Raw genomic sequence first — 25,430 nt, 5'->3', positions numbered from 1 at the left:
CCGGATCCAGCGGAACCGTTGGCTGCGCGATCCCGCACATATCGCACGAAGTGGATATTTTGCGAGTTCAAGTGCACTTTCCGGCGTTTCGCGGGACTGAATAGCTCATGCGTGATATTTTCGTCGTATGACTCAAGAGACTGCTGAACACGTAGGCCTGCTGCTCCGCGATGCCCGCGGCGAGAAAGGCTGGACCCAGGGGCAGTTGGCGGCCGAGCTGGGAACCAGCCAGAGCGCCATCGCCCGGATGGAACAGGGCAAGCAGAACCTCAGCCTGAAAATGATCCAGCGGCTCGAGGCCATTGTGGGCCGCAGCATCGTCAAGGTCGGCCGGCCGCAGATGACGCACCTTCGGGTGGAGGGCGGCCGCACCCTCTCCGGTTCCGTGGACGTCAACAGCAGCAAGAACGCCGGCGTGGCGCTGCTCTGTGCCAGCCTCATCAACCGCGGCACCACCACGCTGCGGCGGCTGGCCCGGATCGAGGAAGTGAACCGGATTGTCGAGGTGCTGACCAGCATCGGTGTCGAGTGCACATGGCTCAACGCCAACGACCTGCAGCTCCGCCGCCCCGCCGTCCTGGACCTTGATTCCATGGACGTGGAAGCCGCCCGGCGCACCCGCAGCGTGATCATGCTGCTGGGGCCGCTCCTGGACGAGTCGGCAGAGTACCGGCTTCCGTACGCGGGCGGCTGCGACCTGGGCACCCGAACTGTGGAGCCGCACATGCAGGCCCTCCGCCAGTTCGGCCTTTCCGTGGAAGCCAAGTCCGGATTCTATTCCGTGCAGGCTCCGCCGGTCGACGGCGACAACCGCACTTTCGTGCTGAGCGAACGCGGTGACACGGTCACCGAAAACGCGATCATGGCGGCGGCACACCGCCGCGGCACCACGGTCATCCGCAACGCCAGCCCCAATTACATGGTCCAGGACCTCTGCTTCTACCTGCAGCGGCTGGGCGTTGTGATCGACGGGGTGGGGACCACCACCCTGAAGATCACCGGGCAGCCGTCCATCGACGTCGACATCGAATACTTCCCGTCCGAGGACCCCATCGAAGCGATGAGCCTCATCACCGCCGGCATCGTTACCAATTCTGAGGTCACCATCCGCCGTGTCCCCATCGAGTTCATGGAAATCGAACTCGCCACCCTGGAACAGATGGGCCAGGAACTGGAGATCTCCGGGGAGTACTTTGCCCGCAACGGGCGCACGCGGCTGGTGGACGTCACCACGAAGCCTTCTGCCCTGCATGCCCCCGCGGACAAGATCCACCCGATGCCGTTCCCCGGCCTGAACATCGATAACCTGCCGTTCTTTGCCGTCATCGCCGCCAACGCCGAAGGCCAGACGATGATCCACGACTGGGTCTACGAGAACCGCGCCATCTACCTGACCGAGCTGAACAAGCTGGGAGCCCGCGTCCAGCTGCTGGATCCGCACCGGATCTACGTGAACGGTCCCACGCGGTGGCGTGCCGCGGAGGTGGGCTGCCCGCCGGCTCTGCGCCCGGCGGCGTGCATCCTGCTGGCCATGCTGGCGGCCCGGGGAGTGTCTGAGCTGCGCAACATCTACGTGATCGAGCGCGGGTACGAGGACCTGGCCGAGCGGCTCAACACCATCGGCGCGAAGATCGAATACTTCCAGGACTGACGTCACGCTCCCGGACGCGCCGCAACGCCACGTCCGGGAGCGTGCCCGTCCGTTCATGAGCTTCCGTTACGGAACCTGTCTAACGCGGCGTCACGGGCGCACAATGTATGCATGCGAACTTTCGGGGTTGAGGAAGAGCTGCTGATCGTGGACCCCGTGACCGGGGAGCCGCTGGCACTGGCGGACGCCCTCCTGACAGGGCGGAAGCTCGCCGCCGACGATTCCCCGGACAAGCCGAGGCTTCCGGATCCACACGACGCAACGAGTGACTTAACGCATGACGACGACGCCACCGGGCTGACTGCCGAGCTGAAACTTGAGCAGATCGAGACGCAGACACGGCCGTGCCTCGACTACGCGGAGCTGCTCCACCAGATCCGCGAGGGCCGGGGACTTGCTGACCGCGCCGCCAAGAAACACGGCGCACGGGTGGCCGCGCTGGCAACATCGCCGATTGCCTCCACGACGCACACCACGCCGAACCCGCGCTACGCCACCATGCAGGAGCGGTTCGGGCTCACGGTCCACGAGCAGCTGACCTGCGGGTTCCACGTTCACACGTTCATCGAGTCGCCCGAGGAAGGCGTGGCCGTCCTCGACCGGATCAGGGACAAGCTGGCGGTGCTGACTGCGCTCAGCGCGAACTCGCCATTCTGGAATGGCGTGGAGACCGGCTTCGAGAGCTACCGCACGCAAGCCTGGAACCGTTGGCCGACGTCGGGCCCGTCCCAGATCTTCGGCACGCACTCCATGTACCGGCGCGTGGTCACCCGGCTGCTGGACAGCGGCGTGTTGCTGGACGAGGGGATGATCTATTTTGACGCGCGGCTGTCCCGCAACCACCCCACCGTGGAGGTCCGTGTGGCCGACGTCTGCCTGGAGGCCGAGGACGCTGCGCTGATCGCCGTCCTCGTGCGCGGCCTGGTCGAGTCGGCCAGCAGGGAATGGCGGGCCGGAGTTGACCCCGCCCCTGTCCCCACCGTGCTCCTGCGGATGGCGGCGTGGCAGGCCAGCAATTGCGGCCTTCGCGGTGAACTGCTCGATTTCGGCACGTTCCGCCCGGCTCCGGCCGAGGAAGTGGTGGAGGCGCTGGTGGACTTCGTGGCGCCGGTCCTGGAGGAACAGGACGAACTGGAATTGGCCCGGAAAGGCGTGCGCAGGATCCTGGACCGCGGGACCGGCTCGGAACTGCAGCGCCGTGCCATGCAGGAGGGCCTCGCAGGAGCTGCTGATGCCGCCGCCGCGCTGGCCGCCGTCGTGGCGCACTCGGTGGAAGTCACCATGCGCAGGGCCGAAGACATCAACGCGCGCGGGCCGGCGCCGGTTCTGTTGCGCGTTCGGCAGTCCTGATCAGTTCCTACAACCCCGGAGCGCGCCATGGAAACCGAATTCGCCCAGGTCACCGGCCATGATGTCACCACCATCACCTGCGTATGCGGAAACACGGTGGGCGATGAAGGACTGATCCAGGCCAACTCCGAAGGCATGCCGGTCCACCTTGGCGGGGACACACCCGTGCCTGCCGGACTGGCCGCATGGCCGCCGGACGAGGACCTCTACACCCTGTGCCCCGCCTGCGGCCGCGTCTACCACGACACCGTTATTGAAGAGACCGGAACCGCGCCAGTGGCCTTCACGGTGGATGTCGCCGCCGCGCCCGTTGCCGATGCCATCCGCATCCACTGGGAGCTCGACACCTAGACGCTGCTGTTTCCGGGATCCATCGACAAGCATATTGGCTGGGAATAGCCTTAGTCCGTCCGGGAATTACCCGACGATGATGACGGAGAGGTGCCCGAAATGGGAACCCAGGAGAATGTTGAACTGGTCCGGCGCGGATACGAGGCATTCAGCGCAGGTGACATGGCAACCCTTGGTGAAATATTCGCGGAGGACGCAGTCTGGCACGTCGCCGGAGACGGCGTGCTATCCGGAAAGAAGGAGGGTCGCGACGCCATCCTGGCCTACTTCGGTGAACTCGGCGCCCGTTCAGGAGGCAACCTGAAGGTGACCGTTGAGGAGATCATCGGAGGGGAAACAAACACCGTTGCGGTGCAGCACAACCAGGCAGAGAGCGGCGGCCGGTCCCTGGACCAGGACGGCGTAATCGCATTCCGGGTGGCTGACGGCAGGATCTCCGAGGGACGGGAGTTCTTCCAGGACACCGCCAAGGGTGACGCATTCTGGGCATAGCTCCACATGACGGGCAGTGAGGGCGCCCATCGCGCCTTCCACTGCCCAGAACAGTGTTGTTGTTGCCCAGCCGAGTGTTACTGCACGGTCGGTGTCACTGCCCGGCCCAGTACTTTTGCACTTTCGGAGCCGCCGCCGCCAGTTTTTCTCCGCTGATCAGAACCGACACCTCGGCCATGCCAAGGTCGTCCCATTGCGCCACCACCCGGGTGTCGCCGCCCAGGGGCAGCGGCCACAGCCAGAACTTGCTGGAGGCGAAGAGCTCATCATCGCTGCCCGAGCCCCCACCGCCGCCTGCCATCATCAGGACCGGCCCCGCCACCGTCTCTGATCCGTCAAACATTCCAGGGTGCAGCTGGGAAGTCGTGGTCTTCCGCCCGTCAGGAAAGGCGACGCCGAAACGGAGGGCGCCGCCGCGGCTGCCCTCCGCATCCGGCCTGTAGCCGCCGCGGTTGAAGCACTGATCGGTGATAAGGCTCCATTCGCTATCCTTCTCGCTGGACCGGCGGACTGCCCACACCACCTCGAACAGGCACCCGGCTGTGAAGACCTCGACACTTTTCGCCGCCATGACCATCCGGTCAGACCGGTGAAGGAACTGCCCCACTGAAATGACCGCAGGAAGCTCGTCGGACGGCGGTCCGGCCCACTCCGGCGGGACGTGCCGGGGCGGGCGAGGCCTCGGCGGCGGTTCGGGAATGTCGTCAAAGAAGGACATGCCTTCATCCTTGCACCGGCGTCAAGGCCCCCGCCAAGGCTGGGGTGGAAAAAGCGTGGCGGCCGAAACAGGTAGTGAACACTCTTTTTGCCCGAGACCTGAAGTCACCCCGAACGATGCACCCGAGCTAGGCCAGCTGATCGACACCATCCTCGCCCACGGCTGACAAACGCAGGAACGTACCGCGGCACGGAGCGCTCGTAGCACCTGAACCTGTCGCCGAATTTGTCCGCCAGCTGCGACTCCTCACGGAGTACTTGCCGGTGGACCGCGGCGGCCGAAAACGGGAGGGCGGCTATGGTCCACGCGTCATCCCGCACCAGGCCCATCCCCAGGTGAAGGAGGGACCAGCCGACGTACATCGGGTTGCGGCAGAGCGCATAGGGCCCGGAGGTGACCAGCACGCCGGGGTCCGCCAGGCGCGTTCCGCGGGCGGCTGCCCAAGACCAGCCGATTACGAAGCACCCCGCCGCCATGGCACCGAGGCCAATGACCTGTTGCCCGGCGAGGCGCTGCCCGCCGGCGTGTGGCCGCCGCGTGCCCGGCCGCCCGGTGCCCGGCGCAACGCGGTTCGTCCCGCCGCCCAGGCGCAAGGGCAGTACGCGCTGCAGCAGCAGGCCGGCGGCTATGCCCAGCAGGTTCTGCTCCGGTAGCGGAATATTCGAGGCCAGCGTCCGCCAGGACACGCTAGATCTGCTTCAGTGCCTGTTCCAGGTCCCGGATCAGGTCGTCAACATCCTCGAGTCCTACCGAGAGCCGGACCACGCCGTCGCTCAGCCCGATGGCCGCACGGCCTTCCGGACCCATGGCACGGTGCGTGGTGGTGGCGGGGTGGGTGATGAGCGACTTCGCATCGCCGAGGTTGTTGGAGATGTCGATGATCCGCAGCGAGTCCAGCAGCGAGAAGGCGGCCTCTTTCGCCGTACGGCCCGCGGACGGCGACAGCTCCAGCGTGAGCACGGTCCCGCCGGCTTTCATCTGCTTGGCTGCCAGTTCGTACTGCGGGTGTGACTTCAGCAGCGGGTACTTGACCCAGCTGACGGCGGGCTGCTCCTCAAGCCATTCGGCCAGGCGGAGGGCCGAGGCCGAGGAGTGGTTGACGCGCAGCGCCATGGTTTCCAGGCCCTTGGTCAGTACCCAGGCGTTGAACGCGGAAAGCGCCGGTCCGGTGTGGCGCATGAGCTGCTTGACCGGGCCGTCGATGAACTCCTTGGTGCCCAGGATGGCGCCGCCCAGGACCCGGCCCTGGCCGTCAATGTGCTTGGTGCCGGAGTACACCACCACGTCGGCGCCGAGGTCGCCGCAGCGCTGGAGCAGGGGAGTGGCGAAGACATTGTCGACCACCACCGTTGCCCCTGCCGCATGCGCCAGTTCGCTCACCGCGGCGATGTCCACGATCTCCTGCATGGGGTTGGACGGCGACTCGAAGAACACGGCTGTCGTCGGCTCTGCCAAGGCGGCGCGCCACTGGTCCAGGTCCGGTCCGTCGACGAACACCGTTTCCACGCCCCATCGCGGCAGGATCTCGTTCAGGATGACGAAACACGAGCCGAACAGCGAGCGTGCAGCCACAACCCGGTCACCGGCGGCGAGCAAGGCGCCCAGTGCCGTGAACACGGCGGACATGCCGGACGCCGTCGCGAAGCACGCCTCTGTGCCCTCGAGCAGCCGGAGGCGCTCCTGGAAGGTGGCCACCGACGGGTTGCCGTAGCGGGAGTAGACGAACCGTTCGTCCTCGCCCGTGAAGGCGCGCTCGGCGGCCGCCGCGGATTCGTACACGAACCCGGAGTTCAGGAAGATTGGCTCGGTGGTTTCCTGGAAATTGGTGCGGTCAAGGCCGCCGCGGACAGCCTGGGTGTCGGGGCTCCAGCCGGCGGCATCGGGATTGAAGGTCACTTAGTTCTTTCCGAGGTTGGTGGGCAGGCCGCGGTTCTTCCAGCCGTTGACGGTGCGCTCGCCCCAACGGTCCGGTTCGCCTTCGAAGCCTTCAAGGACGTTGTAGGCGGTGAAGCCGGCCTGCGTGGCGGCGATGGCGGCGGCGACCGACCGGGCGCCGGAACGGCAGAGGAACACCAGTTCGACGCCGGTGTCCTCGGGGGCCTGCTGCTTCAGCTGGTTGATGAATTCCGGGTTGGGGATCCCGCCCGGGAAAGTCCACTGGATAAAAAGGGGATCGTTTTCCGTGGCCTTGGTGTCCGGGATGCCGATGTGCGCCCACTCACCCTCGGTGCGGACATCCACCAGGACGGCGCCCTGTTCCAGCTTGGCCCAGGCGTCCTGCGGGCTCAGGTCTCCGGCGTAGCTCACGCGTGGCCCTCGAAACCGTCGCCGGGGAAGTCGATGTCGAAGTCCAGTTCGTCCACCGCGGTTGCCACAGCGGCGTCGGCAGTGGCGATGGCCGCGGGCAGGATCACTGCCTGCGCCACGATCACGCTGGTGCCGTTGAAAGTGGCCGCCGGGCTCCCGTGCAGGACGTAGCCTTCGGACAGTGCCGCGGAGATGCGCTCGCAGAAGGTACGGTCATCAGGGCCGGTGATGAGCCGGTAGGCCAGCTTTTCCTGGGGCAGCTCCTGGCCGGCGGCAGCCGGTTCGGCAGTCGGGGCCAGTGGGGCGGGTGCGTCAGACACGACGGATCTCCTTCTCTCACGCTTGCAGCTCGAATATCGATATGCCGAGTATTCACCTGAGGCACCCCGCCGCGAAAGGGAGGGTTGCCGACCGGCCAGTCAGGGCTTGGCGCCGGTTCTCATTACTCCCCAAAAACGTAACACTTACGACGGCGGCCCGCACCGCCGTCGTCGTCATCTTCCGTAACGGGACCACGCGCAATGCGTGGTTACGTCGGAGCTAATTGGGGGTCACGAACGGCCTGTACGTGACCCCGTGTTGCGGTTACAAATGCCCATACGGGGAGGATAATGACGGGAGATGAACCGCTGTAACGCCGGATGAAATCAGGCAGCCGTGAACAGATCCAACGGGAATACAGTCAGTCCCATGCTGCACTTCGGTTGGTTTGTGGGTCACGGATTTGGCGTCCAAGGCTGGGGCACTCCCGGTTACGGCATCGGGTACGACTGGAAAAAGCCGGCGCTCTACCAGCACGCCGTGCGGGAATTCGAACGGGCCGGGCTGGACCTGTTCATCATCGAGGATTCACTCACCGTGCCGGACACCTACGGCGGGAGCGCCAAGGTGTCGCTGGCCCAGGCGTCCTTCGCACCCAAGCACGATCCGCTGGCCCTGGTTCCGTACCTGCTCTCCGCCACTGAACACCTCGGCATTGTCCCCACGGTGAGCGCGTCTTTCTACCCGCCGTTCACAGCTGCACGGCTGCTGGCGACCCTGCAGCACTTCTCCAACGGGCAGCTGGGCTGGAACGTGGTGACCTCCGGCAGCGATCTTGCCGCGCAGAACTACGGCCTGGACCAGCAGATCGAGCATGACCTCCGCTACGAGAAGGCGGAGGAATTCGTGGACGTGGTGCGCAGGCTCTGGCGCAGCTGGGAGCCGGACGCCATCCTGGAGGACGCGGAAGCGGGCGTGTTCGCGGACCACACGAAGGTCCACCCGATCAACCACGACGGCGAGTTCTTCAAGGTCCGGGGGCCCCTGAACACCGCGCCGCTGCCCGAGGAGCCGGTGCTGGTCCAGGCCGGCGCGTCCCCGCGGGGCAAGGCGTTCGCGGGCGGCAACGCCGACGTCGCCATCGCCCTGGCGAGGGGTGTGGACGGCATGAAGGCCTACCGCGATTCGATCCGCGCCGAGGCAGCCGCGGCCGGGCGGAACGCCGACGATGTCAAGGTGCTGTACGTCCTCAAACCCGCCGTGGTGGGCTCCCGCGCCGAAGCTGAGGAGCTCCGGGAGCAGCGCCGGCAGCTCACGCAGCGCGACATCGACAGCCAGCTGAATTCCATCTCCTACCTCTCCGTGATCGACTTCAAGCAGTTCGACCTCGACACCCCGCTCCCCGAACTCACCACGAACAGCAACCAGGGCACCCTGGACCATTTCGCCAAGGCCGGTCCGCCCGGGTCCACGCTGCGCCAGCTCCTGCAGGCCCGCAGCGGCGGCGCCGGGGACAGCATCATCGGCACCGCCGAAGAGATTGCGGACTACCTCGAGGATGCCGGGGCGCAGGTGGGCGGGGACGGTTTCCTGTTCTCCGGCTTCGTGGACCCGGCCACGGTTCACGGGGTGCTGGACCGCCTGGCGCCGGTGCTGCGGCGCCGGGGGCTGCTCCGAACAAGCTATGGCGACGGCGGCTTCCGCCGGAACCTGCTGGACTTCTAGTCCCATGCGCAACGGCAGCGGCAACTTCCTGATCGGCACGGCCCACCTGCGCGCCCGGGACGTCGCGGAGGCAGCGGCCGATCCGGCGGTGAAATTCGTCCTGAGTACTGACGCCCTGGAGCTGATCGGGCTGTCGCGTGAGGTGGTGCAGCAGGCCATCGAGTCCGGTCACCGCGTCTACGGCCTCAACACCTTGCTGGGCTCCGGGCGTGACACCGCTGTAGACGACAAATCGATCCTTGCCTACCAGGTGCAGGTGGTGCGGTACCACAACAGCGGTGTGGGCCACCCCCTGGACCGCGACGAGGTCCGGGCCGTCATGCTGGCACGGCTCGTGGGCTTCAGCCGCGGCGGCTCCGGCGTCCGGCCCGAAACTGCCCGCTTCTATGCCGAAATGCTGAACAGGGGCGTGGTCCCCGCCATCCCGCGCGACGGGTCCGTGGGCTCGGCCGACCTGACCCATCTCGCCGCCGTGGCCGCCGTCGCCATCGGGGAAGGCCAGACGGTGGCGCCGGACGGGAAGCTGGTGCCCGGCGGGCAGGCCCTTGCGGACGCCGGGCTGGCGCCGCTGGAACTGGCACCCGGCGAGGCCCTGGCCCTAGTCAGCTCCAACTCCTATTCGATCGGGGTGGGCGCGCTGGTGCTGCACCGGATCCTGAGGCTCGCCGATCTCGCGGACACCGCGCTTGCGCTGTCGCTTGAGGCAACGGCAAGGCACGACGGCGGCGGCAACCTCAGCCCGTTTTCGCCGGCGGTGCAGGCGGCCAAGGCGGTAGACGGCCAGGCGGTCACGGCAGGCAATGTCCGGCGGCTGCTCCGGGGCGGATGGCTGGACGACCCGACGCGGGAGGCGTCAGTGCAGGACGCGCTCTCCTTCCGGGCCGCACCCCAGACCCACGGAGCTTTCCGGTGGCAGGTTACCGCCTTGGAAGACGCCCTGGAGGTGGAGCTCAACGGTCGGGGCGACAACCCGCTCACCGATCTCGACTCGGGGCGGATGGTGTCCGGCGGGAACTTCCAGCCCATGCAGCTTGCACTGGCGTTCGAAGGCCTGCGCCTTGGGCTGGCCCATCTGGGAATCAGCAGCGAACGGCGGATCGCCAAGCTCTACCCGCCGCAGCGGCGCATCCGCCAGCGTCACCTCGAGGCAGCCAGGAACGGAGCCGCGCTGGAACCGGAAGAGCTGCCCGGACTGCTCTGGTACTCGGCAGCCGGCCTGCTGTCCGAGCTCAAGGTCCTCGCTGCGCCGGCGACCCTCGGGGCGCCCACGTTGTCCGCGGATATCGAAGACCACTCAACGCTGGCTCCGCTGGCCCTCCAACTCCTGGAGCGCTCCGTGGACGCGGCTGAACAGCTTCTCGCCATCGAGGCACTCACAGCCGCGTACGTGCTGGGCGGGGCCGAAGCGCGGGCGGTGCGGCCGCTGGGAAAGGGGACGGGCGCCGTCGTCGAGCGCCTTTCGGGCCTGCTGGCCCGGCACCTCCAGGCGGCGGCGCTGGTGGAAGAGGCGCGCATCGCACTGAACGGCGCCGTGGGAAGCGTGCTGGGCCGTGCCCTGAACGGTGACCACAACGGCGCCCATGGCGACGGGGCGGAAAGGTAGCCATGAGCACAATGACAGGCAGGCACGCGGTTCAGGAAGCTGATGTTGCGGCGGATGCCGCGGCCGTCCTCGCGCAGGTGGGAAACACGCCGCTGGTGCCGCTGAACGTCCTGAGCAAGGGTTTCGGCAGTACCGTCTACGTCAAACTCGAATCCGACAATCCGGGCGGCTCCATCAAGGACCGGACGGCGCTGAGCATGGTCCGCGCCGCTGAGCGCAGCGGCGAACTCCGGCCGGGGGCCACCATTGTCGAGAGCACCTCGGGCAACACCGGGATCGGGCTGGCGCTGATCGGCGCGCTGACGGGACATCCCGTCGTCGTGGTCACCGGGGACACCATCTCATCCGAAAAACTCGCGGCGCTGTACCGCTATGGAGCCAAGGTGGTGGTGACGGACTGGACCGCACCAGCGGAGTCACCCGAGAACGCACGGACAGTCGCGGCACGGATCACGGCCGACCTTCCCGGCGCGTGGCGGCCACAGCAGTTCGACAACCCCGCCAACCCGCTGGCCCACTACGAAGGGACAGCACCGGAGATCTGGGAGCAGACGGCCGGAAAAATAACGCACTTCGTGGCTGGAATCGGCACCGGCGGCACCATCAGCGGCAACGGCCGGTACCTGAAGGAAAAGACGGGTGGCCATGTTGAGGTGATCGCCGCGGATCCTGTTGGCTCGGTGTACAGCGGCGGCCACCCCGGCGAGATCCTGGTGGACGGTGTGGGAAATTCCTGGCCGGAAGCCGAGTGGCCCAAGATCTTCGACCGCAGCATGGTGGACCGTTTCCTGCGCGTTCCCAACAACGAGGTGTACACCACCGAGCACCGGCTGCTGAACGAGGAGGGACTGTCCCTTGGCCCGTCGTCAGGGCTTACCGTTGCGGCCGCCCTGAGGGTCGCTCTCGCCGCACCGCACGGTTCGGTGGTGGTAGCCATAGCCCCCGACGCCGGGAGCAACTACCTGAGCAAGGCGTTCAACCCGGTGTGGCTGGCCGACAACCACATCCATCTGGCCGCGGAATTCGTGGAGGAATAGCTCGCCTGCTTAGCATTACGACTCGGATACAGCTAGAGACAGACCGCCGGTCTCGTTGTACGCTTTTGAAACGTTCGCGGTTCCCGCATCCTCGAATAAGTATGCGGCGTGGTCATGGACGGGTCCCGGGCTCAGCCGGGACCAGCACTTATAAAGGAATAGCCAATGTCAATGGATGAGACTTCTTTTCCAGCATTGACCGATGGAGAATCGACTGGGTTCCGGGGACACGAGTCGATCCCGCTATCGGACGTGAGTGATCCGACGATCCGCGGACAGGCGTGGGACATCATCGAGTCCGTACTGGATGACGCCACACCGCAGAGCGAATGGGCGCGCGAGCAGTTGCGCAGCCAGATGGAATCGCACCCGGGGAACCCCGAGCGTGCCCTGCTGGAGCACTTGATTGCCACCAGGAGCATCACGGAGGAGCAGTCCGACGTTTCCGAACTGCCCGAGGCTAACCTGCCCAGCCCGGATCTGCCGACGCCCGATGAGGACTACGGCACCACCGTGCTGTTCACCCGACGGAGCCGGCGCCGCATTGAGGCCATCCTCGGCGACAGGATGCTCCTCACCGCGTTCCAGCCCATCCACGAGCTTTCCAGCCGTAACGTCATCGGCGTTGAAGCGCTGACCCGATTTGTCAGCGACGACGGCGCCAGCGCGGATCACTGGTTCAATGAAGCCGCAGCTGTGGGCCTCGGCCCGGACCTTGAATTCGCCGCCCTGCAGGCCGCGCTTGTTGCAGCGGAACAGCTGCCGGAGAACGTGTACGTCGCGCTGAACCTGTCGCCTGCCACCTGCCTTGACCCCCGGCTCCGGGCCTTCGTGGAGCAGTCCCAGCTGGCCGTTGACCGGATCGTCATCGAGCTGACCGAACGCCTTGCCGAGGACGAATATGATCCCGTAGTGGCAGCCCTGGCACCCCTTCGGATGCGTGGTCTCCGGGTAGCTGTTGACGGCGCAGGCGCGGGTTTCGGCTCGATGAGCCAGGTCACGCACCTCAGCCCGGACATCATCAAGCTCGACCGCAACCTCATTGCGGGGATCGACCAAGGCGCCGGCCAAAAGACCCTTGGCGCGGCCATGGTCGAGTTCGCCCGGCAGATCGGCGCGGACCTGGTGGCGGAAGGAATCGAAACCCAGGCCGAGCTCGACGCGGTCAAGGAACTCGGGATGACCACCGGGCAGGGCTACCTCCTGGGCCGCCCGTCGGTCCAGCCGCTCGACTGGGCCGCCTGGCGGACCCCGGCCGAGCACGAGGCATCCATTTCGGGATCCGCCGGCCCGGCAACCTAGCCCAAACGCGGACGCTCTCTCAGTTTCTGCGGTCCGAAACCGGACGCTCTCTCAGTTTCTGCTGTCCGAAACCGGACGCTCTCTCAGTTTCTGCTGTCCGAAACCGGACGCTCTCTCAGTTTCTGCTGTCCGAAACCGGACGCTCTCTCAGTTTCTGCTGTCCGAAACCGGACGCTCTCTCAGTTTCTGCTGTCCGAAACCGGACGCTCTCTCAGTTTCTGCTGTCCGAAACCGGACGCTCTCTCAGTCGGTGGCGGAGAGCGGTCGTTTCATGACAACGCGGGCCAGGCATCCAAACCGTGGGCCGCTTCTTCGGCCGGCATCGGCCGCCCAGCGTCCTGCTTCCGCGATGAGTGCTTGGCCGAGGCGTTGGCGGGCATGATGCGAGTGGACTGAGACCTGCTCGATATGTGCACACGCGTCCACCACACGCACCAGGATGTAGGCCGCCGGACGGTCGAAACTGTCCGTGGCAACCCATGCCAGACCCGCATCCGCGTAAGCTGCCAGCGCATCGGAACTCAGTGGCGGGTCGGCGGCGACGTAGTCCATGCCGAGACCGCGGAAGGCATCCCCCGCGCTGACTTCGATGGCCTGCATCCGGGTAATGTCCACACGGTGTGCCTTTCGAATCATCACGCCATTTAATCAGGATTAGACCGCGATGAACCGATCCGACGACCTTTCCCGGGATCAAGTGAGAGAGCGTCGGTGAAAACCGTGCAGGAAGTGAGAGAGCGTCGGTATAGTGCGCGCTATGGATGACAAGGCAGTTCTGCACCGTTACCTTCGCACCCGGCGCGACGACCTCCTGGGGAAGCTCGACGGGCTTGATGAGTACGACGCCCGAAGGCCGCTGACGCCGACCGGCACCAACCTGCTGGGCCTGGTCAAGCATGTGGCCAGCGTGGAGCTCGGGTACTTCGGCGAGGTCTTCGGCCGCCCTGCCCCCAAGGAGCTGCCGTGGCTGGACGATGACGCAGAGCCCGACGCCGACATGTGGGCCACCCCGGCGGAGACCCGGGAACAGATCGTGGAACTCCACCGGTTCTCCGCTGAGCACAGCGACGCCACCATTGAGGCGCTGCCCTTGGACGCCGCGGGGGCTGTGCCGTGGTGGCCGGAGGAACGGCGGCACGTGACCCTGCACCAGATCCTTGTCCACATGTGCGCCGAAACGTCCCAGCACCTGGGCCACGCGGACATCCTCCGCGAGCTCATCGACGGATCAGCAGGACAGCGGCCCGGAGACCCCAACCTGACCACGCGGACTCCCCAAGAATGGGCCGCCCACCGGGCCCGGATCGAGGCGGCCGCCCGCGCGGCAACCGACGAAAAGTGAGAGAGCGTCCGGGATAACCCGACGAAAAGTGAGAGAGCGTCCGGGATAACCCGACGAAAAGTGAGAGAGCGTCGGGAGTGGCCCTACCCGATCGTGGCGAACAGCTCGTTGAGCTCGGCGGTCAGCTGCTTGCGCAGCGCGGGCGTACCGATTTCCTTGCCGTCGATATGGTTCACGGGGGCCAGCAGCCGGATGCTCGAAATCAGCCACACGGCGTCGGCATCGAAAAGGTCCCGGGGTTCCAGCGGGCCGTACCCGAGTTCCCAGCCCGCCGCCTTCGCGGCAGCGAACAGCGCGCCCTGCGACGTGCCCGGGAGGATGCCGCTGTCCAGCTGCGGGGTGATGAGGCGGCGTACCGTGCGGGTGCCGCCGGCGCCGTCGTCGGACTTATCAAGGTGCGCCAGCAGGACCGTGGACGTGGGGCCTTCCAGGACCCGGCCGTCGGATGAGGTGAAGATGACGTCGTCCGCCCCCTGCTTGTGGGCGTACCGCAGGGCCGCCATGTTCACGGCGTAGGAGAGCGTCTTGGCGCCGAGGAGCAGCCACGGCGCCCGTTCGCCCACTTCGCTGTCGTAGCCGCGGTCCAGCAGGATGACGTCGATTCCGGTCTCCCGCTGGCGCCTTCCTGCCGCCGGAACGGGCGATGCCTGTACCCAGCACGTGGGCGTTGACGTGCCTTCGGTGCCACGGGTGCAGATCAGCTTCACCACCACCTCGTCCTCCTCCGGCGTGCCGGCCGGGTGCTGGGAACGGTACTCGTGAACTGCCGTCCCAATGGCACGGCGCCAGGCGTCCCCGCCAGGAATCTGCAGGTCCATCGCCGCGGCGGAACCTTCCAGGCGCTTCAGGTGGGCGTCGAGTTTCCGCGGGTTTCCGCCCACGGCGAGCATGGATTCAAAGACGCCGTCGCCGCGGGTGGCGCCCTGGTCGGTGGCCATCAGCTGCGGCTGCGAAGCATCGGCGATCCGGCCGTCGTCGAACCGGGGGTCAAGGAATACCAGCACGGTGGCCGGGGCAGCAGGAGTCATGCTTCCAGCTTAGCCTCGGCCCGGGACGCAGGCCCCGGCAACAGGGCGCCACGGAGCCCAACGGCGTTCCGCGCCTGTGCGGGATAGGCTGGGCTGAACGCCCGTTCCGGAACCGGTCCTGCGGGTGAGGAACCGTGGGGGTCTAGCCTGTGTTGTGGCCGTTTCCGCTGGCGGGCACCGCGCCTTACTGGCTCGTGCTGGCGCTGAGCATTCTTGACCTGGTCATCCGGGTGCTGGCGCTGGGCATCATTCCCGGCAACCGGCGCCCCACCACCGCCATGGCGTGGTTGCTGGGCATCTTCTTCGTGCCTGCCCTGGGCCTGATCCTGTTCCTGCTGTTCGGAAATTTCAAGCTCTCACGCAAGCGCCGGTCACAGCAGGATGCCGTGAACAAGCGAGTCCGGGCCGGCACGTCCCAGCTGGCCGCCGTCGAAAGCCGCTACAGCGGCCCGGAGTGGGTGGCCTCCGCGGCGGAGCTGAACAAGACCTTGGGCTCCCTGCCCATGGTGGACGGCAACAGCGTGGAGCTGCTGCCCGGGTACCCGGACTCCATCAAGGCCATGACCGCCGCCGTCCGCGAGGCGAAGACTTTCGTCAACGCCGAGTTCTACATCATGAGCACGGACCACATCACCGATGACCTCTTCAGTGCTCTTGAGGAAGCCGCCGAGCGCGGAGTGCAGGTCCGGGTCCTGTTCGACCACCTCGGCACCCTGCGGATCAAGGGCTACCGGAAACTCATCAGGCGCCTCAAGGCGAGCAAGATCCAGTGGCGGCCCATGCTGCCGCTGCGCCCGGTGCACGGCCAGTGGCGCCGCCCGGACCTGCGCAACCACCGCAAGATCATGGTGATCGACGGCGAAATCGCCTTCACGGGCTCGCAGAACCTGATCGAGCCCTCCTACAACAACCCCCGCCACCGCAAAATGGGGCGCGAATGGGTGGAGCTCATGGCTTGTCTGCGCGGGCCCATCGTCACCACGCTCAACGTCGTTTTCGCCACCGACTGGCTGAGCGAGACGGACGAGTCGCTCGAAGACCAGCTGGAGCACCGGCCTGAAATGGCGCCAGGCAGGGTGACCGCCCAGGCCGTGCCCAGCGGCCCCGGCTTCATCACCGAGAACAACCTGCGCCTGTTCAACACGCTCATCTATTCCGCCCAGCACAAGATCTCCATTTGCAGCCCGTACTTCGTCCCGGACGATTCGCTGCTCTACGCGGTGACGACGGCGGCGCAACGCGGCGTCGACGTCGAACTTTTCGTCTCGGAAAAGGGGGACCAGTTCCTGGTCCACCACGCGCAGCAGTCCTACTACGAGGCACTGCTGGAAGCAGGCGTGCGGATCTACCTGTACAAGGCGCCGTTTGTACTGCACGCGAAGCATTTCACCATCGATGACGAAGTGGCCGTCCTGGGCTCCAGCAACATGGACATGAGGTCCTTCTCGCTCAACCTGGAGGTTTCGGTGATGCTCCTGGGCGCGGACATCGTGGCCAAGATGCGTGCCGTCGAGGACACCTACCGGGACATCTCCCACGAACTGACGCTCGAAGACTGGATGAAGCGGCCCATGGCGGTCAAGTACGTGGACAACGTCGCCCGGCTCACGGCCACCCTGCAGTAAGCGGGCGTCAGCTTTCGGGGAAGCCTGCGCCCAGTGCGGAGAGGACGCCGAAGGCCTTGGTCCGGATTTCGTCGTACTCCTCCTGGGGCGAGGAATCCGCCGTGATGGCGCCGCCGATGCCGAGGCTCAGTTCAGCGCCGCCTGCCCCGTCTGCGCGGATCACCAGGGTCCTGATGGCCACGGCCGTGTCCATGGCTCCGCTCAGCGAAAAGTAGCCGATGGCGCCCGAATAGACCCCGCGCGGCGCCCCTTCGAGCCGGTCCAGGATGGCCATGGTGCTGATCTTGGGAGCCCCGGTCATGGACCCGGCGGGAAAGCAGGCGGCAACAGCTTCAGCGCGCGGCAGCCCGGGTTTCAGCTTCGCGTCGATGGTGCTGACCATCTGGTGGACCGTGGCGTAGCTTTCGATGGCGCAGAGCCTGCTGACCGTCACAGATCCGGCCACGGCGAAGTGGCTCAGGTCGTTGCGGAGCAGGTCCACGATCATGATGTTCTCAGCCCGGTCCTTGGGGGAGGACTCCAGGTCCCGCCGCAGCTGCTCGTCGCCGGCAGGGTCCGCGGCCCGGGGCCGGGTGCCCTTGATCGGCTCGGCGCGCATGCTGCCGTCGGCCGCTATTTTCAGGAATCGTTCCGGGGACGTGCTGGCCACGGTGAGCTCGCCGAACCGCAGGTAGCTGGCAAAAGGCGCCGGGTTCTTCCGGCGCAGGGCCAGGTACGCCTGCCAGGGGTCCAGCCCGCCCGGTCCCCCCGCAACATCGGCGGTGACGGCCGTGGTCAGGCAGACTTCGTACGTGTTTCCCTCGGCGATCTCATGCTGGGCGTCGGCGATCTTGGCCTTGTAAGCGTGCTCCGTGTCGCGGCCCGTGAAGGCAGGGGCTGCGATGCTGCCGATTCCGACGGCGGTGCTTGCGACGGCGGTGCCGGCCGCACCCGCGTCCGCCGTGACCGCCGAGCGGGCGAACGCCAGCCACTCCGGGGCGTCGGGTGCCTCCAAGGCGAGGAGCCAGGCGCTTCCCTCGAGGTGGTCAAGGACCACGGCGCGGCCGGCGAAGATCATGGCGGCGTCCGGGGTGCCGGAGGGGATGTCACTGCCGCCGGTTTCGCGCTTGAGCTCGTAGCCGAGGTAGCCCAGCCAGCCCAGGGTGAATTCGCAGTCGTAACCCTCGGGAGCGCGGAGGGCGCGGCGGCCCCACACGCCGTCGAGCCAGCGGAAGAACGGTCCGGCAGTCTCTACCGTGGCGGTGCCGGTGGTCAGCCGGGTCACGCCGGATCGGTGCCGGACGTCCTGGCCGTAGCTGCCGCCGTCGTCCGCCAATATGCTGAAGCGGCTGCGCTCGGCGGCCGTACCGCCGGTCCGGAGGGAAGAGTCGAGCCATACAGCGTTCAGTGAGCGGCCGTAGAGGGCGTCGAAGAGCCGGGCGGCGTCAGGGACACAGTCCAGCCGCTCGGCATGGAGCTGGAGGCCGCGCCGCGCGGAGAGCTCGGGCAGCAGCACGGGGGCGAGCGCGGGAAGGTACTGCAGTGCCAGGAGGACGTCGTCCGGGGCCGTGCCGTCGGCCCTGTTGAGCACCCGGATGTCGGCGTTTTCCTGCACCGCATCCGCAGCAAGCCACTCCTGTTCCTGTGCTGCCCACTGGTCCCAGAACGGTTCGTAGGTGCTGCCGTCACGGGCCAGGGCGCGGGCGCGGCGGTCGTCGTCGGAGGACTCCGCCCAGATGACGGCGTCCAGCATCGGACGGGCAGAATCCGCCGCGGCGCCCACACCCTCCACGATGACGATCTCCGCCGGCAGGGTGGTGCGCGCCGGGCCGTCGTAGTGCATCTCCCAGTCCCAGCTGACCCATTCGGCAGCCTCCCCGCGGCTCAGCGGGGCCAGCACGGTGGAGACGTAGCGCTCGATGCCCGCTGCCAGCCCGTTCCAGCCCGGGTAGACGTCCTCCAGATGGAACAGCGACACCTTGTGGTGCTCCCGCAGTCGGGCGGCAAGCTCGATTGCAAGGGTGGTTTTTCCTGCGCCGGATCGGCCGTCGATGGCAATGATCACGGGTGCAGGGGTCATGAAATAGAGCGTACCTGCTGCCCGGACTGGTTCTGTTGCAGCACTTCCCGGCGGACATGTTCCACGATGCCGGGAACGGCCGCCTTGATGAGGTCCCAGGTGACGTCAAAGTCCGCATGACCGCCGTACCAGGGGTCCTCGATGCCTTGGTCGAGGAGGTCCCGGCCCGCCACAGCCCGATCGAAGCTGCGCAGCATCCGGATCCGCGCCAGCGCTTCGCTGTCAGGGGCGGTGGCCCGTAACCAGCCGTAATGGTCCACGTCGAGGGCGAGAATCAGGTGGCGGTCACGGAACCACTCGGGCCTCCACTCCCGCGCAATGTGCCCGTTGGAGGGGAGTTTGTGGGCGGCCAGCTTGCGGGCGGCCCGGGGATCGATGGGGCGGCCGGCCTCGTAGGCGGTGGTGCCGGCTGAATCCACGACGACGTCGCCGGCGAGCCCCGCTGCTGCGAAGGCCTCGGCCAGCATCAGCTCGGCCATCGGGGACCGGCAGATATTTCCGGTGCAGACCGCGATGATCCGGTATGGGCTCGACATTGAGGACATGGAGCAAGCATGGGGGATGGTGCCCCCTCTTGGCTAGTCACGGCACCTACGCCTTTACCGGCGGGTAAACAATGTTACGGATCGGGTCATGTCGGACGCCGCGGAAAGTCGCCGACGGGAATCCTGCTCGGCCCTTCTGGTATTCCATCAAGACGGACGCGGACGCATCCTCCACCACCTGGCGGGAAGTTTTACTTCAGCCATTCTCATCGTACTCTTATTTGGTATACCAAAAGGATTCCGAGGAGGTAATCAGTGAATGCAGCACGTCCGCCGAAGAGCGCTAACAAAACCAGCGACGGGACCGTCGCCGTGTGGGTGCTGGCTGCCCTCATCCTTGTTTCGATCAACCTGCGTCCTGCCGTCACCACCGTCGCCGGTGTGATGGGTCAGCTCCAGGCGGCCTTCGGGGTTGATGCCCGGCTACTGCCGGTCCTGGGCGCATTGCCGGTCCTCGCCTTCGGCATCTCGGCCCCTTGCGGCCCCTGGCTGGCCGGAAAGCTCGGCGCGGGCCGGGCAGTGGCAGCAGCACTTATGGTGCTGGCCGCGGCCTTGGTTATCCGGGCGTTGGTGCCGGGGATGCTCCTTCCCGGAACATTCCTTGCGGGCGCTTCGATCATGGCGGCGAGCGTGCTGGTGCCGCAGATCGTCAAGGCCAACCGCGGCGGCGGATGGTGGACGGGGCTGTGCACCATGGGATTTGGGCTCGGTGCGGCGCTCGGGGCCGGACTGGTCCAGCCATTGCAGGTCGCCCTTGGCGGAAGCCTGTCCGGCGCCCTGGCGTTCTGGGCCGTGCCGGCCCTTCTGGCCGCCGTCCTGATCGGCCGCCCCGGCTCGGGCGCAGCGAAGCCGGCAGCCGCCGGCCAGGGAACGCCGGCCGCGCAGGCAACCTCCGGGATGCCGTCGTCCTCCGGGATGCCGTTGTCGTCCGGCGTGCCGTTGCGGAGGCAGCGGACGGCGTGGGCGGTGACAGCCTTCTTCGGGCTTCAGGCCATGTTGTACTTCGCCATTACCTCGTGGCTGTCCGTGTACCTGGTGTCCCGGGGCCTGGGGCCTGATGCCGGGGCGGGGCTGCTGGCGTGGTTCAGCGTGGCCGGGCTTCCGGCGAGCCTGCTCGCGCCCGTGCTGGCAGCCCGCCCGGCGGTCCTCAAGCTCATGGCGCCGGCCTTGGGGATGCTGGTGGCGGCGGCGCTGCTGGGAGTGCTGATGGCTCCGGCGGAGCTGCAGTTCCTGATGGTCGGGCTCCTGGGGATCGTGCAGAGCGCGGGCTTCGGCCTGGGAATGTCCCTGATCGTCCTGCGGTCCGCGGGTCCCCGGAGTGCCGGCGGGCTCTCCGCCATGAGCCAGGGGCTGGGGTTCGCGCTTGCCTCCCTGGGTCCCCTCGGCGCCGGGTTCCTGCACGAGTGGTCAGGCGGTTGGGAAGTTGCTTTCTGGGTGCTCGCCGCCGAGGCGGTGCTCCTCGCCGTCGCCGGCTATTTGGCCGTTCGCGGGCCGCTGGTGACTGCGGGTGCGGCCCATCCGGAGCGACTGGGCGAGCCGGCCGACGTCGTCGGCTAACCCAGACCGCCACGCACGGAAAAGTAGCCGGTCCCTCCGCGGAGTGACCGGCTACTTTGTTGTTCGGGTTCGGCTTAGAGGAGCCGGAGCCCCTCCGCCACAACCTTCCCCCGGTGGAGGACCGTCCGGTCGGTGCCGCGGTCCATGACCGCGGAGGCCACCGTCTCGCCGTCGAGCAGCAGGAGCTCGGCCGGATCGCCGGCCTCGAGGCCGGGGCGGTGCGCCGTGCCCTTGAGACGCGTCGCCGACGGGTCCAGGACGCTGGCGCCGCCGACAGTGGCGATCGCCAGGGCGTGCTCGATGAGCTCGTCCCGGCGGAAGCCGTGCGTGAAGGCAAGCTGCCACGTCCGGTCGAGCATGTCCGCGTTGCCGTACGGCGACCAGTAGTCGCGCTGGCCGTCCTCGCCCAGGCCCAGCCGGACGCCGGCCTCCGCCAACAGCGGTATGGGCAGTTGCCCGGACGCGGCCGGGGCTACGGACGCCAGGGAGACGTCCAGCTCCGCGAAGGCATCGATCAGCCTGCGGGTGGTGGCCTCGTTGACGCTGCCCAGCTGGTAGGCGTGGGACATGGTCACCTTGCCCTGCATGCCCAGGGCGCGTGTCCTTTCCAGCACCAGGTCGGTACTGAAAACGCCCAGTTCGCCGGGCTCGTGGAGGTGGATGTCGATGGGGACCTGATACTTCTCCGCGAGGCCGAAGACAATGTCCAGGTGCTTCGCGGGATCGCGGTCCAGGCTGCAGGGATCGATGCCGCCCATGACGTTGGCGCCTGCCTTAAGGGCTTCCTCCATGAGCGGCACGGTGCCTTCCTCGAGGAGCAGGCCGGCCTGGGGGAAGGCGATGATCTCGACGTCGGCCTGGTCCTTGAACTGCTCCTTGGCGGCGGCCACCGCCTCGAAACGCTCCAGCCGGCAGTCGACGTCCACCTGGGCGTAGGAGCGCACGCGGGTGGTGCCGCGGGCGATCATCCGGCCCAGGGTGTCGTTCACCCGTTCCTGCAGCGGCACCTCGGCATGGCGCCAGTTCTTCCTGTCGTTCATCATCATGGCCCACACGCCCGGACCGCCGGTGTGTTCCCGGAACGGCAGGCCGATTCTGGTCGAATCCAGGTGCACGTGGACGTCGGAGAAGGACGGCACCAAGAGTCGGTTCCGGCCTTCTACTACCGTCACGTCGCCGGGAACGGCGCGGTCAGGATCATGGGGCTCGACGCCGGTGATCTGGCCACCTGTGCCTTCACCTACGGTGATACTCACGTCGCTGAGTGCTTGCCCCCACGGGCGGACGGCGCGGATCAGGGTCTTCAATGTGGTGCTCCTTTGGTAGTGGGTCTATTGCACACCGGCCAGGGTCGCGGCTGCCAGCCCTGCGTGGTGGCAGGCAGGGGCAGCCGGGCCGGCCGGTGCGGGGATTTCGCTGATGCAGCGCTGTTGCTGTTCTTCCGGCAAGGTGCCGATCAGCGGGCAGCGGGTGCGGAAGACGCAGCCGCTGGGCGGATTGGCGGGCGAGGGCAGGTCGCCGTGGAGCCGGATCTTTACCTGCCGGCGTGCGGCGCGGGGATCCGGCAGGGGCACGGCGGAGAGGAGTGCACTGGTGTAGGGGTGGGCGGGGTTCCGGAACAGCTTGTCGCGCGGGCCCTGCTCCACGATCTTGCCCAGGTACATCACTGCCACTTCATGCGAGATGTGCCGGACTACGGAGAGGTCGTGGGCGATGAAGACGTAGGAGACCCCGGTGTCCCGCTGGATTTCCTGGAGCAGGTTCACTACCTGCGCCTGCACGGAGACGTCCAGGGCGGACACCGGCTCGTCGCACACGATCACGGACGGATTCAGCGAAATGGCCCGGGCGATGCCCACGCGCTGCCGCTGGCCGCCGGAGAACTCATGCGGGAAGCGGTTGTAGTGCTCCGGCTTGAGCCCCACCTGGTCCAGCAATTCCTTGACCCGGTTCTTGAGGCCGCCAGGAGGATTGATCTTCTGGGCGACCATGGGCGCGGCGATGGCCGTGCCCACCGTCTGCCGCGGGTTGAGCGAGGCGAAAGGGTCCTGGAAGATCATCTGGACCTTCCGCCGGAAGTTGTAGAGGTCCCGGCCGCGCAGCTGGCTGATGTCCACGCCGTCGAGCACGATCCGCCCGCCGGTGGGATCCAGCAGCCGGGCCACCATGCGGCCGGTGGTCGACTTGCCGCATCCCGACTCACCCACGAGCCCCAGCGTCTGGCCGCGCGCCAAACTGAACGACACGCCGTCGACGGCTTTGACCGAGCGCTTTGCCGCACCCGGCAGGATTCCGCTCTTCAACGGGAAGTGCTTCTGGAGGTTCTCCACCTGGAGAATTGGCTGCTTTTCCATGGCGGTCCTAACGCGAATTCCGGATGGTGAGGATTTGGGGGCCGCTCAAATGGCAGCGCCTGCCGTGGCCGTCCTCGACAACAAGGTCCGGCCGCCGGCTGGCGCACACGCCGTCCCCGGCGAGGTCGGCGTAGTCGCACCGGGCGCTGAAGATGCAGCCCTTGGGGAGGTCAAGGAGCGACGGCGGCTGGCCGGGAATGGGGTTCAGCCGGCTTGCGGGGCTGTTCAGGGTGGGCATCGAGTTGAGCAGGCCCAGGGTGTAGGGGTGCCGGGTGTCGTAGAAGATCTCGTCCACGGGCCCCGATTCGACGCACTGCCCGCCGTACATGACCAGCACGGAGTCGCAGACCTCGGCCACCACTCCGAGGTCGTGCGTGATGAGGATGAGGGCCGAATTGGTTTCCTCCTGCAGCTCGGACATGAGGTCCAGGATCTGCGCCTGGACGGTCACGTCCAACGCAGTGGTGGGTTCGTCGGCGATCAGCAGTTCGGGCTCGCAGATCAGGGCCATCGCAATCATGGCGCGCTGGCGCATGCCCCCGGAGAAATGGTGAGGGTATTCGTCGTAGCGCTGTTCGGGGCTGGGGATGCCCACCCTGCCCAGCATGTCGACGGCGGCCGCCCGGGCCTGCTTTTTGGTCGCCTTGTTGTGGACCAGGTACGCCTCGGCAATCTGGTGGCCCACCGTGTAGAACGGGTGCAGGGCCGAGAGCGGATCCTGGAAGATCATCCCGATGTTGCGGCCACGGAGCCGGCGCATGGCGGACTCAGGCAACGTGACGAGGTCCTTGCCCTGGAACAGTGCGTGGCCGGTGACCTGCGCCGAGGTGCCCTTGAGCAGGCCCATGAGGGCCTGGCTGGTGACGGACTTGCCGGAGCCGGATTCGCCCACGATGCCCAGCGTTTTGCCGCGCTCCAGCGAGAAGTCCATACCGTTCACGGCGGAAACCACGCCATCGTCGGTGGGGAATTTCACGGACAGGTCCCGGACCTCAAGGAAAGCGTCCGACGCCGGTCCTGGGGTCCCGCGGTCGCTGCGGGGATGCGTGTGGAGCTGGGTCATTGGAGCCTCACTCGGGGATCGATGGCGGCATAGGCGAGGTCCACCACGACGTTCGCCACAATGACGAAGAAGGCGGCCAGCATGGTGATGGCCAGGGTCACGGGCAGATCGCCGGAAATGGCGGCGTGTACGGCCGTGAAGCCCAGGCCAGGGACGGAGAAGATCTGTTCGGTGAGGACGGCCCCGCCCAGCAGCAGGCCGATATCCATGCCGAGCATCGTGACCACGGGCGTGATTCCGGCCCGGACGCCGTGCTTGAAGGTGACTGTCCGGGGTGTCAGGCCTTTGGCCCGGGCGGTCCGGATGAAGTCCTCGCCGAAGGTCTCGATCATGTTGGTCCGGGTGACGCGGATGTAGGAAGCGCTGAACAGGACGGCCAACGCAATCCACGGCAACAGGTAGTTGGCCACCCACGCCAGGGGTCCCTGGGGTCCGAAGGGACTGTTGATCTCGTTGGTGGTGAAGGGCAGCAGATGCAGCTGGTTGACGAACACCAGCAGCAGGAACAGGCCGGTGACAGGGATGGGCAGCGAGACACCTACGGAGGCCGCACCCACAATGAACTTGTCGGTCGGAGATCCCTTGCGCAGCGCGGCGAGGAGCCCCAGCCCGACGCCGGAAACCGTCCACAGGACCAGGGCGCCAACCGCCATGGACAGGGTGTAGGGGAGCGAGCGGCCGATAATGTCCGCGACGTTCTCGTTGGTCTGGAAGGACTTGCCCAGGCAGGGCCACTCACACACGGACTGGGCTCCGGGAGCCCCGATCATCCGCGACGAGAAGAGCCCGCGCATGTAGTCGGCGTACTGGACCAGGAACGGCTGGTCCATGCCCAGGGCCACCCTGGCCTCGGCCACGCGCTCGGGCGTGCATTCCTGGCCGCAGGCAGCCGCGGCAGGGTCTGCGGGACCAAGCTGGAAGAGCGTGAAGGTGATGAAGCTGACCGCGGTAAGCAGCAGGACCAGCGATCCGGCCCGGCGAAGAATGAAAGTGATCATTGTGGTGGTTGCGGGCCGCCCTGTGGTCCGGGCGGCCCGCTTCTCCTTCTGGACGAGGCCTG

The 25,430-nt window shown here is 67.0% G+C and carries 24 protein-coding genes and 1 riboswitch; of the genes, 11 read left to right on the top strand and 13 right to left on the bottom strand.

Annotated features, from left to right (window positions below; translation table 11 throughout):
• Positions 1-127 precede the first annotated feature (127 nt).
• The 4 genes from CXQ91_RS15530 (at position 128) to CXQ91_RS15515 (ending at position 3,844) form a co-directional block, all read left to right on the top strand.
• The gene (locus tag CXQ91_RS15530) at positions 128-1,651 is read left to right on the top strand and encodes a UDP-N-acetylglucosamine 1-carboxyvinyltransferase (RefSeq protein WP_104174792.1); all 1,524 of its coding nucleotides are present in this window, start codon (positions 128-130) and stop codon (positions 1,649-1,651) included.
• A gap of 111 nt (positions 1,652-1,762) precedes the next feature.
• Positions 1,763-3,001, top strand: a complete 1,239-nt coding sequence (locus CXQ91_RS15525) for a glutamate--cysteine ligase (protein WP_104174791.1) — start codon at positions 1,763-1,765, stop codon at positions 2,999-3,001.
• A gap of 27 nt (positions 3,002-3,028) precedes the next feature.
• Entirely contained in the window at positions 3,029-3,352 is a 324-nt protein-coding gene (locus CXQ91_RS15520) for a hypothetical protein (RefSeq protein ID WP_104174790.1), read from the top strand.
• Positions 3,353-3,451: 99 nt separating this feature from the next.
• The gene (locus CXQ91_RS15515; protein WP_104174789.1) at positions 3,452-3,844 is read left to right on the top strand and encodes a nuclear transport factor 2 family protein; all 393 of its coding nucleotides are present in this window, start codon (positions 3,452-3,454) and stop codon (positions 3,842-3,844) included.
• Positions 3,845-3,938: 94 nt separating this feature from the next.
• Here CXQ91_RS15515 and CXQ91_RS15510 read toward each other — a convergent pair whose 3' ends face one another.
• The 5 genes from CXQ91_RS15510 to CXQ91_RS15490 all read right to left on the bottom strand — a co-directional run bounded on the left by CXQ91_RS15510 (position 3,939) and on the right by CXQ91_RS15490 (position 7,189).
• On the bottom strand, positions 3,939-4,562 hold the full coding sequence (locus tag CXQ91_RS15510; RefSeq protein ID WP_104174788.1) for a hypothetical protein: 624 nt from the start codon (positions 4,560-4,562) through the stop codon (positions 3,939-3,941).
• A gap of 104 nt (positions 4,563-4,666) precedes the next feature.
• Positions 4,667-5,248 (bottom strand): isoprenylcysteine carboxylmethyltransferase family protein, encoded by a 582-nt coding sequence (locus tag CXQ91_RS15505; RefSeq protein WP_104174787.1) that lies wholly within the window; start codon positions 5,246-5,248, stop codon positions 4,667-4,669.
• A 1-nt stretch (position 5,249) separates the two neighbouring features.
• Entirely contained in the window at positions 5,250-6,458 is a 1,209-nt protein-coding gene (locus tag CXQ91_RS15500) for an O-succinylhomoserine sulfhydrylase (protein WP_104174786.1), read from the bottom strand.
• The gene (locus tag CXQ91_RS15495; RefSeq protein WP_104174785.1) at positions 6,459-6,869 is read right to left on the bottom strand and encodes a rhodanese-like domain-containing protein; all 411 of its coding nucleotides are present in this window, start codon (positions 6,867-6,869) and stop codon (positions 6,459-6,461) included. It lies immediately after the preceding gene.
• The gene (locus CXQ91_RS15490) at positions 6,866-7,189 is read right to left on the bottom strand and encodes a DUF1737 domain-containing protein (RefSeq protein WP_374953665.1); all 324 of its coding nucleotides are present in this window, start codon (positions 7,187-7,189) and stop codon (positions 6,866-6,868) included. Before CXQ91_RS15490 ends, CXQ91_RS15495 begins: the two co-directional genes overlap by 4 nt.
• A 13-nt stretch (positions 7,190-7,202) precedes the next feature.
• Positions 7,203-7,316, bottom strand: a riboswitch (SAM riboswitch).
• Between the two features lie 243 nt (positions 7,317-7,559).
• Here CXQ91_RS15490 and CXQ91_RS15485 point away from each other — a divergent pair.
• The 4 genes from CXQ91_RS15485 (at position 7,560) to CXQ91_RS15470 (ending at position 12,797) form a co-directional block, all read left to right on the top strand.
• Positions 7,560-8,855 (top strand): NtaA/DmoA family FMN-dependent monooxygenase, encoded by a 1,296-nt coding sequence (locus CXQ91_RS15485; protein ID WP_104174784.1) that lies wholly within the window; start codon positions 7,560-7,562, stop codon positions 8,853-8,855.
• Between the two features lie 4 nt (positions 8,856-8,859).
• Positions 8,860-10,458, top strand: a complete 1,599-nt coding sequence (locus CXQ91_RS15480) for an aromatic amino acid ammonia-lyase (RefSeq protein WP_104174783.1) — start codon at positions 8,860-8,862, stop codon at positions 10,456-10,458.
• Positions 10,459-10,460: 2 nt separating this feature from the next.
• On the top strand, positions 10,461-11,495 hold the full coding sequence (locus CXQ91_RS15475; RefSeq protein ID WP_104174782.1) for a PLP-dependent cysteine synthase family protein: 1,035 nt from the start codon (positions 10,461-10,463) through the stop codon (positions 11,493-11,495).
• A gap of 252 nt (positions 11,496-11,747) precedes the next feature.
• Entirely contained in the window at positions 11,748-12,797 is a 1,050-nt protein-coding gene (locus tag CXQ91_RS15470) for an EAL domain-containing protein (RefSeq protein WP_258074029.1), read from the top strand.
• Positions 12,798-13,040: 243 nt separating this feature from the next.
• Here the strand turns inward: CXQ91_RS15470 and CXQ91_RS15465 are convergent, their stop codons facing one another.
• A complete protein-coding gene (locus CXQ91_RS15465) occupies positions 13,041-13,433 on the bottom strand; it encodes a GNAT family N-acetyltransferase (protein ID WP_146072353.1) in 393 nt (130 codons plus the stop codon).
• A 121-nt stretch (positions 13,434-13,554) separates the two neighbouring features.
• Between CXQ91_RS15465 and CXQ91_RS15460 the strand changes: the two genes are divergently transcribed.
• Positions 13,555-14,139 carry a DinB family protein gene (locus CXQ91_RS15460; protein WP_104174779.1) on the top strand — a complete coding sequence of 195 codons (585 nt, stop codon included), beginning with the start codon at positions 13,555-13,557 and terminating at the stop codon, positions 14,137-14,139.
• 83 nt (positions 14,140-14,222) lie between these two features.
• On the opposite strand, the gene CXQ91_RS15455 is transcribed toward CXQ91_RS15460, so the two are convergent.
• Positions 14,223-15,167 (bottom strand): aminodeoxychorismate lyase, encoded by a 945-nt coding sequence (locus CXQ91_RS15455; RefSeq protein WP_104174778.1) that lies wholly within the window; start codon positions 15,165-15,167, stop codon positions 14,223-14,225.
• Between the two features lie 149 nt (positions 15,168-15,316).
• Here CXQ91_RS15455 and cls point away from each other — a divergent pair, with 149 nt between their 5' ends.
• The gene (cls, locus tag CXQ91_RS15450; RefSeq protein WP_181038910.1) at positions 15,317-16,792 is read left to right on the top strand and encodes a cardiolipin synthase; all 1,476 of its coding nucleotides are present in this window, start codon (positions 15,317-15,319) and stop codon (positions 16,790-16,792) included.
• A 7-nt stretch (positions 16,793-16,799) separates the two neighbouring features.
• On the opposite strand, the gene pabB is transcribed toward cls, so the two are convergent.
• Positions 16,800-18,851 (bottom strand): aminodeoxychorismate synthase component I, encoded by a 2,052-nt coding sequence (gene pabB / locus CXQ91_RS15445; protein ID WP_104174776.1) that lies wholly within the window; start codon positions 18,849-18,851, stop codon positions 16,800-16,802.
• Entirely contained in the window at positions 18,848-19,396 is a 549-nt protein-coding gene (locus tag CXQ91_RS15440; protein WP_104174775.1) for a low molecular weight protein-tyrosine-phosphatase, read from the bottom strand. The genes pabB and CXQ91_RS15440 overlap by 4 nt, the downstream gene beginning before the upstream one ends.
• A gap of 255 nt (positions 19,397-19,651) precedes the next feature.
• On the opposite strand from CXQ91_RS15440, the gene CXQ91_RS15435 reads away from it, so the two are divergent.
• The gene (locus CXQ91_RS15435; RefSeq protein WP_258074028.1) at positions 19,652-20,953 is read left to right on the top strand and encodes an MFS transporter; all 1,302 of its coding nucleotides are present in this window, start codon (positions 19,652-19,654) and stop codon (positions 20,951-20,953) included.
• A 74-nt stretch (positions 20,954-21,027) separates the two neighbouring features.
• On the opposite strand, the gene CXQ91_RS15430 is transcribed toward CXQ91_RS15435, so the two are convergent.
• The 4 genes from CXQ91_RS15430 to CXQ91_RS15415 are packed head-to-tail and all read right to left on the bottom strand — an operon-like array spanning position 21,028 to position 25,368.
• Positions 21,028-22,260, bottom strand: a complete 1,233-nt coding sequence (locus CXQ91_RS15430; RefSeq protein ID WP_104174774.1) for an amidohydrolase family protein — start codon at positions 22,258-22,260, stop codon at positions 21,028-21,030.
• Between the two features lie 24 nt (positions 22,261-22,284).
• Positions 22,285-23,307 (bottom strand): ABC transporter ATP-binding protein, encoded by a 1,023-nt coding sequence (locus CXQ91_RS15425; protein WP_104174773.1) that lies wholly within the window; start codon positions 23,305-23,307, stop codon positions 22,285-22,287.
• 7 nt (positions 23,308-23,314) lie between these two features.
• Positions 23,315-24,370 (bottom strand): ABC transporter ATP-binding protein, encoded by a 1,056-nt coding sequence (locus tag CXQ91_RS15420; RefSeq protein WP_104174772.1) that lies wholly within the window; start codon positions 24,368-24,370, stop codon positions 23,315-23,317.
• Positions 24,367-25,368: an ABC transporter permease gene (locus CXQ91_RS15415; RefSeq protein WP_104174771.1), complete on the bottom strand. Its 1,002-nt coding sequence runs from the start codon at positions 25,366-25,368 to the stop codon at positions 24,367-24,369. Before CXQ91_RS15415 ends, CXQ91_RS15420 begins: the two co-directional genes overlap by 4 nt.
• Positions 25,369-25,430 lie beyond the last annotated feature (62 nt).

The sequence above is a fragment of the Arthrobacter sp. Y81 genome, from assembly GCF_002929335.1.
Lineage (GTDB): Bacteria > Actinomycetota > Actinomycetes > Actinomycetales > Micrococcaceae > Arthrobacter.
The sequence above is the reverse complement of the archived record's forward strand: the minus strand, read 5'-3'. Positions and strand labels throughout refer to the sequence as shown.

Bases quoted from the DNA above. Each gene is read 5' to 3' on its own strand.
- CXQ91_RS15485 (WP_104174784.1), top strand. From the start codon at position 7,560: ATGCTGCACTTCGGTTGGTTTGTGGGTCACGGATTTGGCGTCCAAGGC.
- CXQ91_RS15420 (WP_104174772.1), bottom strand. From the start codon at position 24,370: ATGACCCAGCTCCACACGCATCCCCGCAGCGACCGCGGGACCCCAGGA.
- pabB (WP_104174776.1), bottom strand. From the start codon at position 18,851: ATGACCCCTGCACCCGTGATCATTGCCATCGACGGCCGATCCGGCGCA.
- CXQ91_RS15440 (WP_104174775.1), bottom strand. From the start codon at position 19,396: ATGTCCTCAATGTCGAGCCCATACCGGATCATCGCGGTCTGCACCGGA.
- CXQ91_RS15455 (WP_104174778.1), bottom strand. From the start codon at position 15,167: ATGACTCCTGCTGCCCCGGCCACCGTGCTGGTATTCCTTGACCCCCGG.
- CXQ91_RS15480 (WP_104174783.1), top strand. From the start codon at position 8,860: ATGCGCAACGGCAGCGGCAACTTCCTGATCGGCACGGCCCACCTGCGC.
- CXQ91_RS15460 (WP_104174779.1), top strand. From the start codon at position 13,555: ATGGATGACAAGGCAGTTCTGCACCGTTACCTTCGCACCCGGCGCGAC.
- CXQ91_RS15515 (WP_104174789.1), top strand. From the start codon at position 3,452: ATGGGAACCCAGGAGAATGTTGAACTGGTCCGGCGCGGATACGAGGCA.
- CXQ91_RS15525 (WP_104174791.1), top strand. From the start codon at position 1,763: ATGCGAACTTTCGGGGTTGAGGAAGAGCTGCTGATCGTGGACCCCGTG.
- CXQ91_RS15415 (WP_104174771.1), bottom strand. From the start codon at position 25,368: ATGATCACTTTCATTCTTCGCCGGGCCGGATCGCTGGTCCTGCTGCTT.
- CXQ91_RS15425 (WP_104174773.1), bottom strand. From the start codon at position 23,307: ATGGAAAAGCAGCCAATTCTCCAGGTGGAGAACCTCCAGAAGCACTTC.
- CXQ91_RS15530 (WP_104174792.1), top strand. From the start codon at position 128: ATGACTCAAGAGACTGCTGAACACGTAGGCCTGCTGCTCCGCGATGCC.
- CXQ91_RS15475 (WP_104174782.1), top strand. From the start codon at position 10,461: ATGAGCACAATGACAGGCAGGCACGCGGTTCAGGAAGCTGATGTTGCG.
- CXQ91_RS15520 (WP_104174790.1), top strand. From the start codon at position 3,029: ATGGAAACCGAATTCGCCCAGGTCACCGGCCATGATGTCACCACCATC.
- CXQ91_RS15465 (WP_146072353.1), bottom strand. From the start codon at position 13,433: ATGATTCGAAAGGCACACCGTGTGGACATTACCCGGATGCAGGCCATC.
- CXQ91_RS15510 (WP_104174788.1), bottom strand. From the start codon at position 4,562: ATGTCCTTCTTTGACGACATTCCCGAACCGCCGCCGAGGCCTCGCCCG.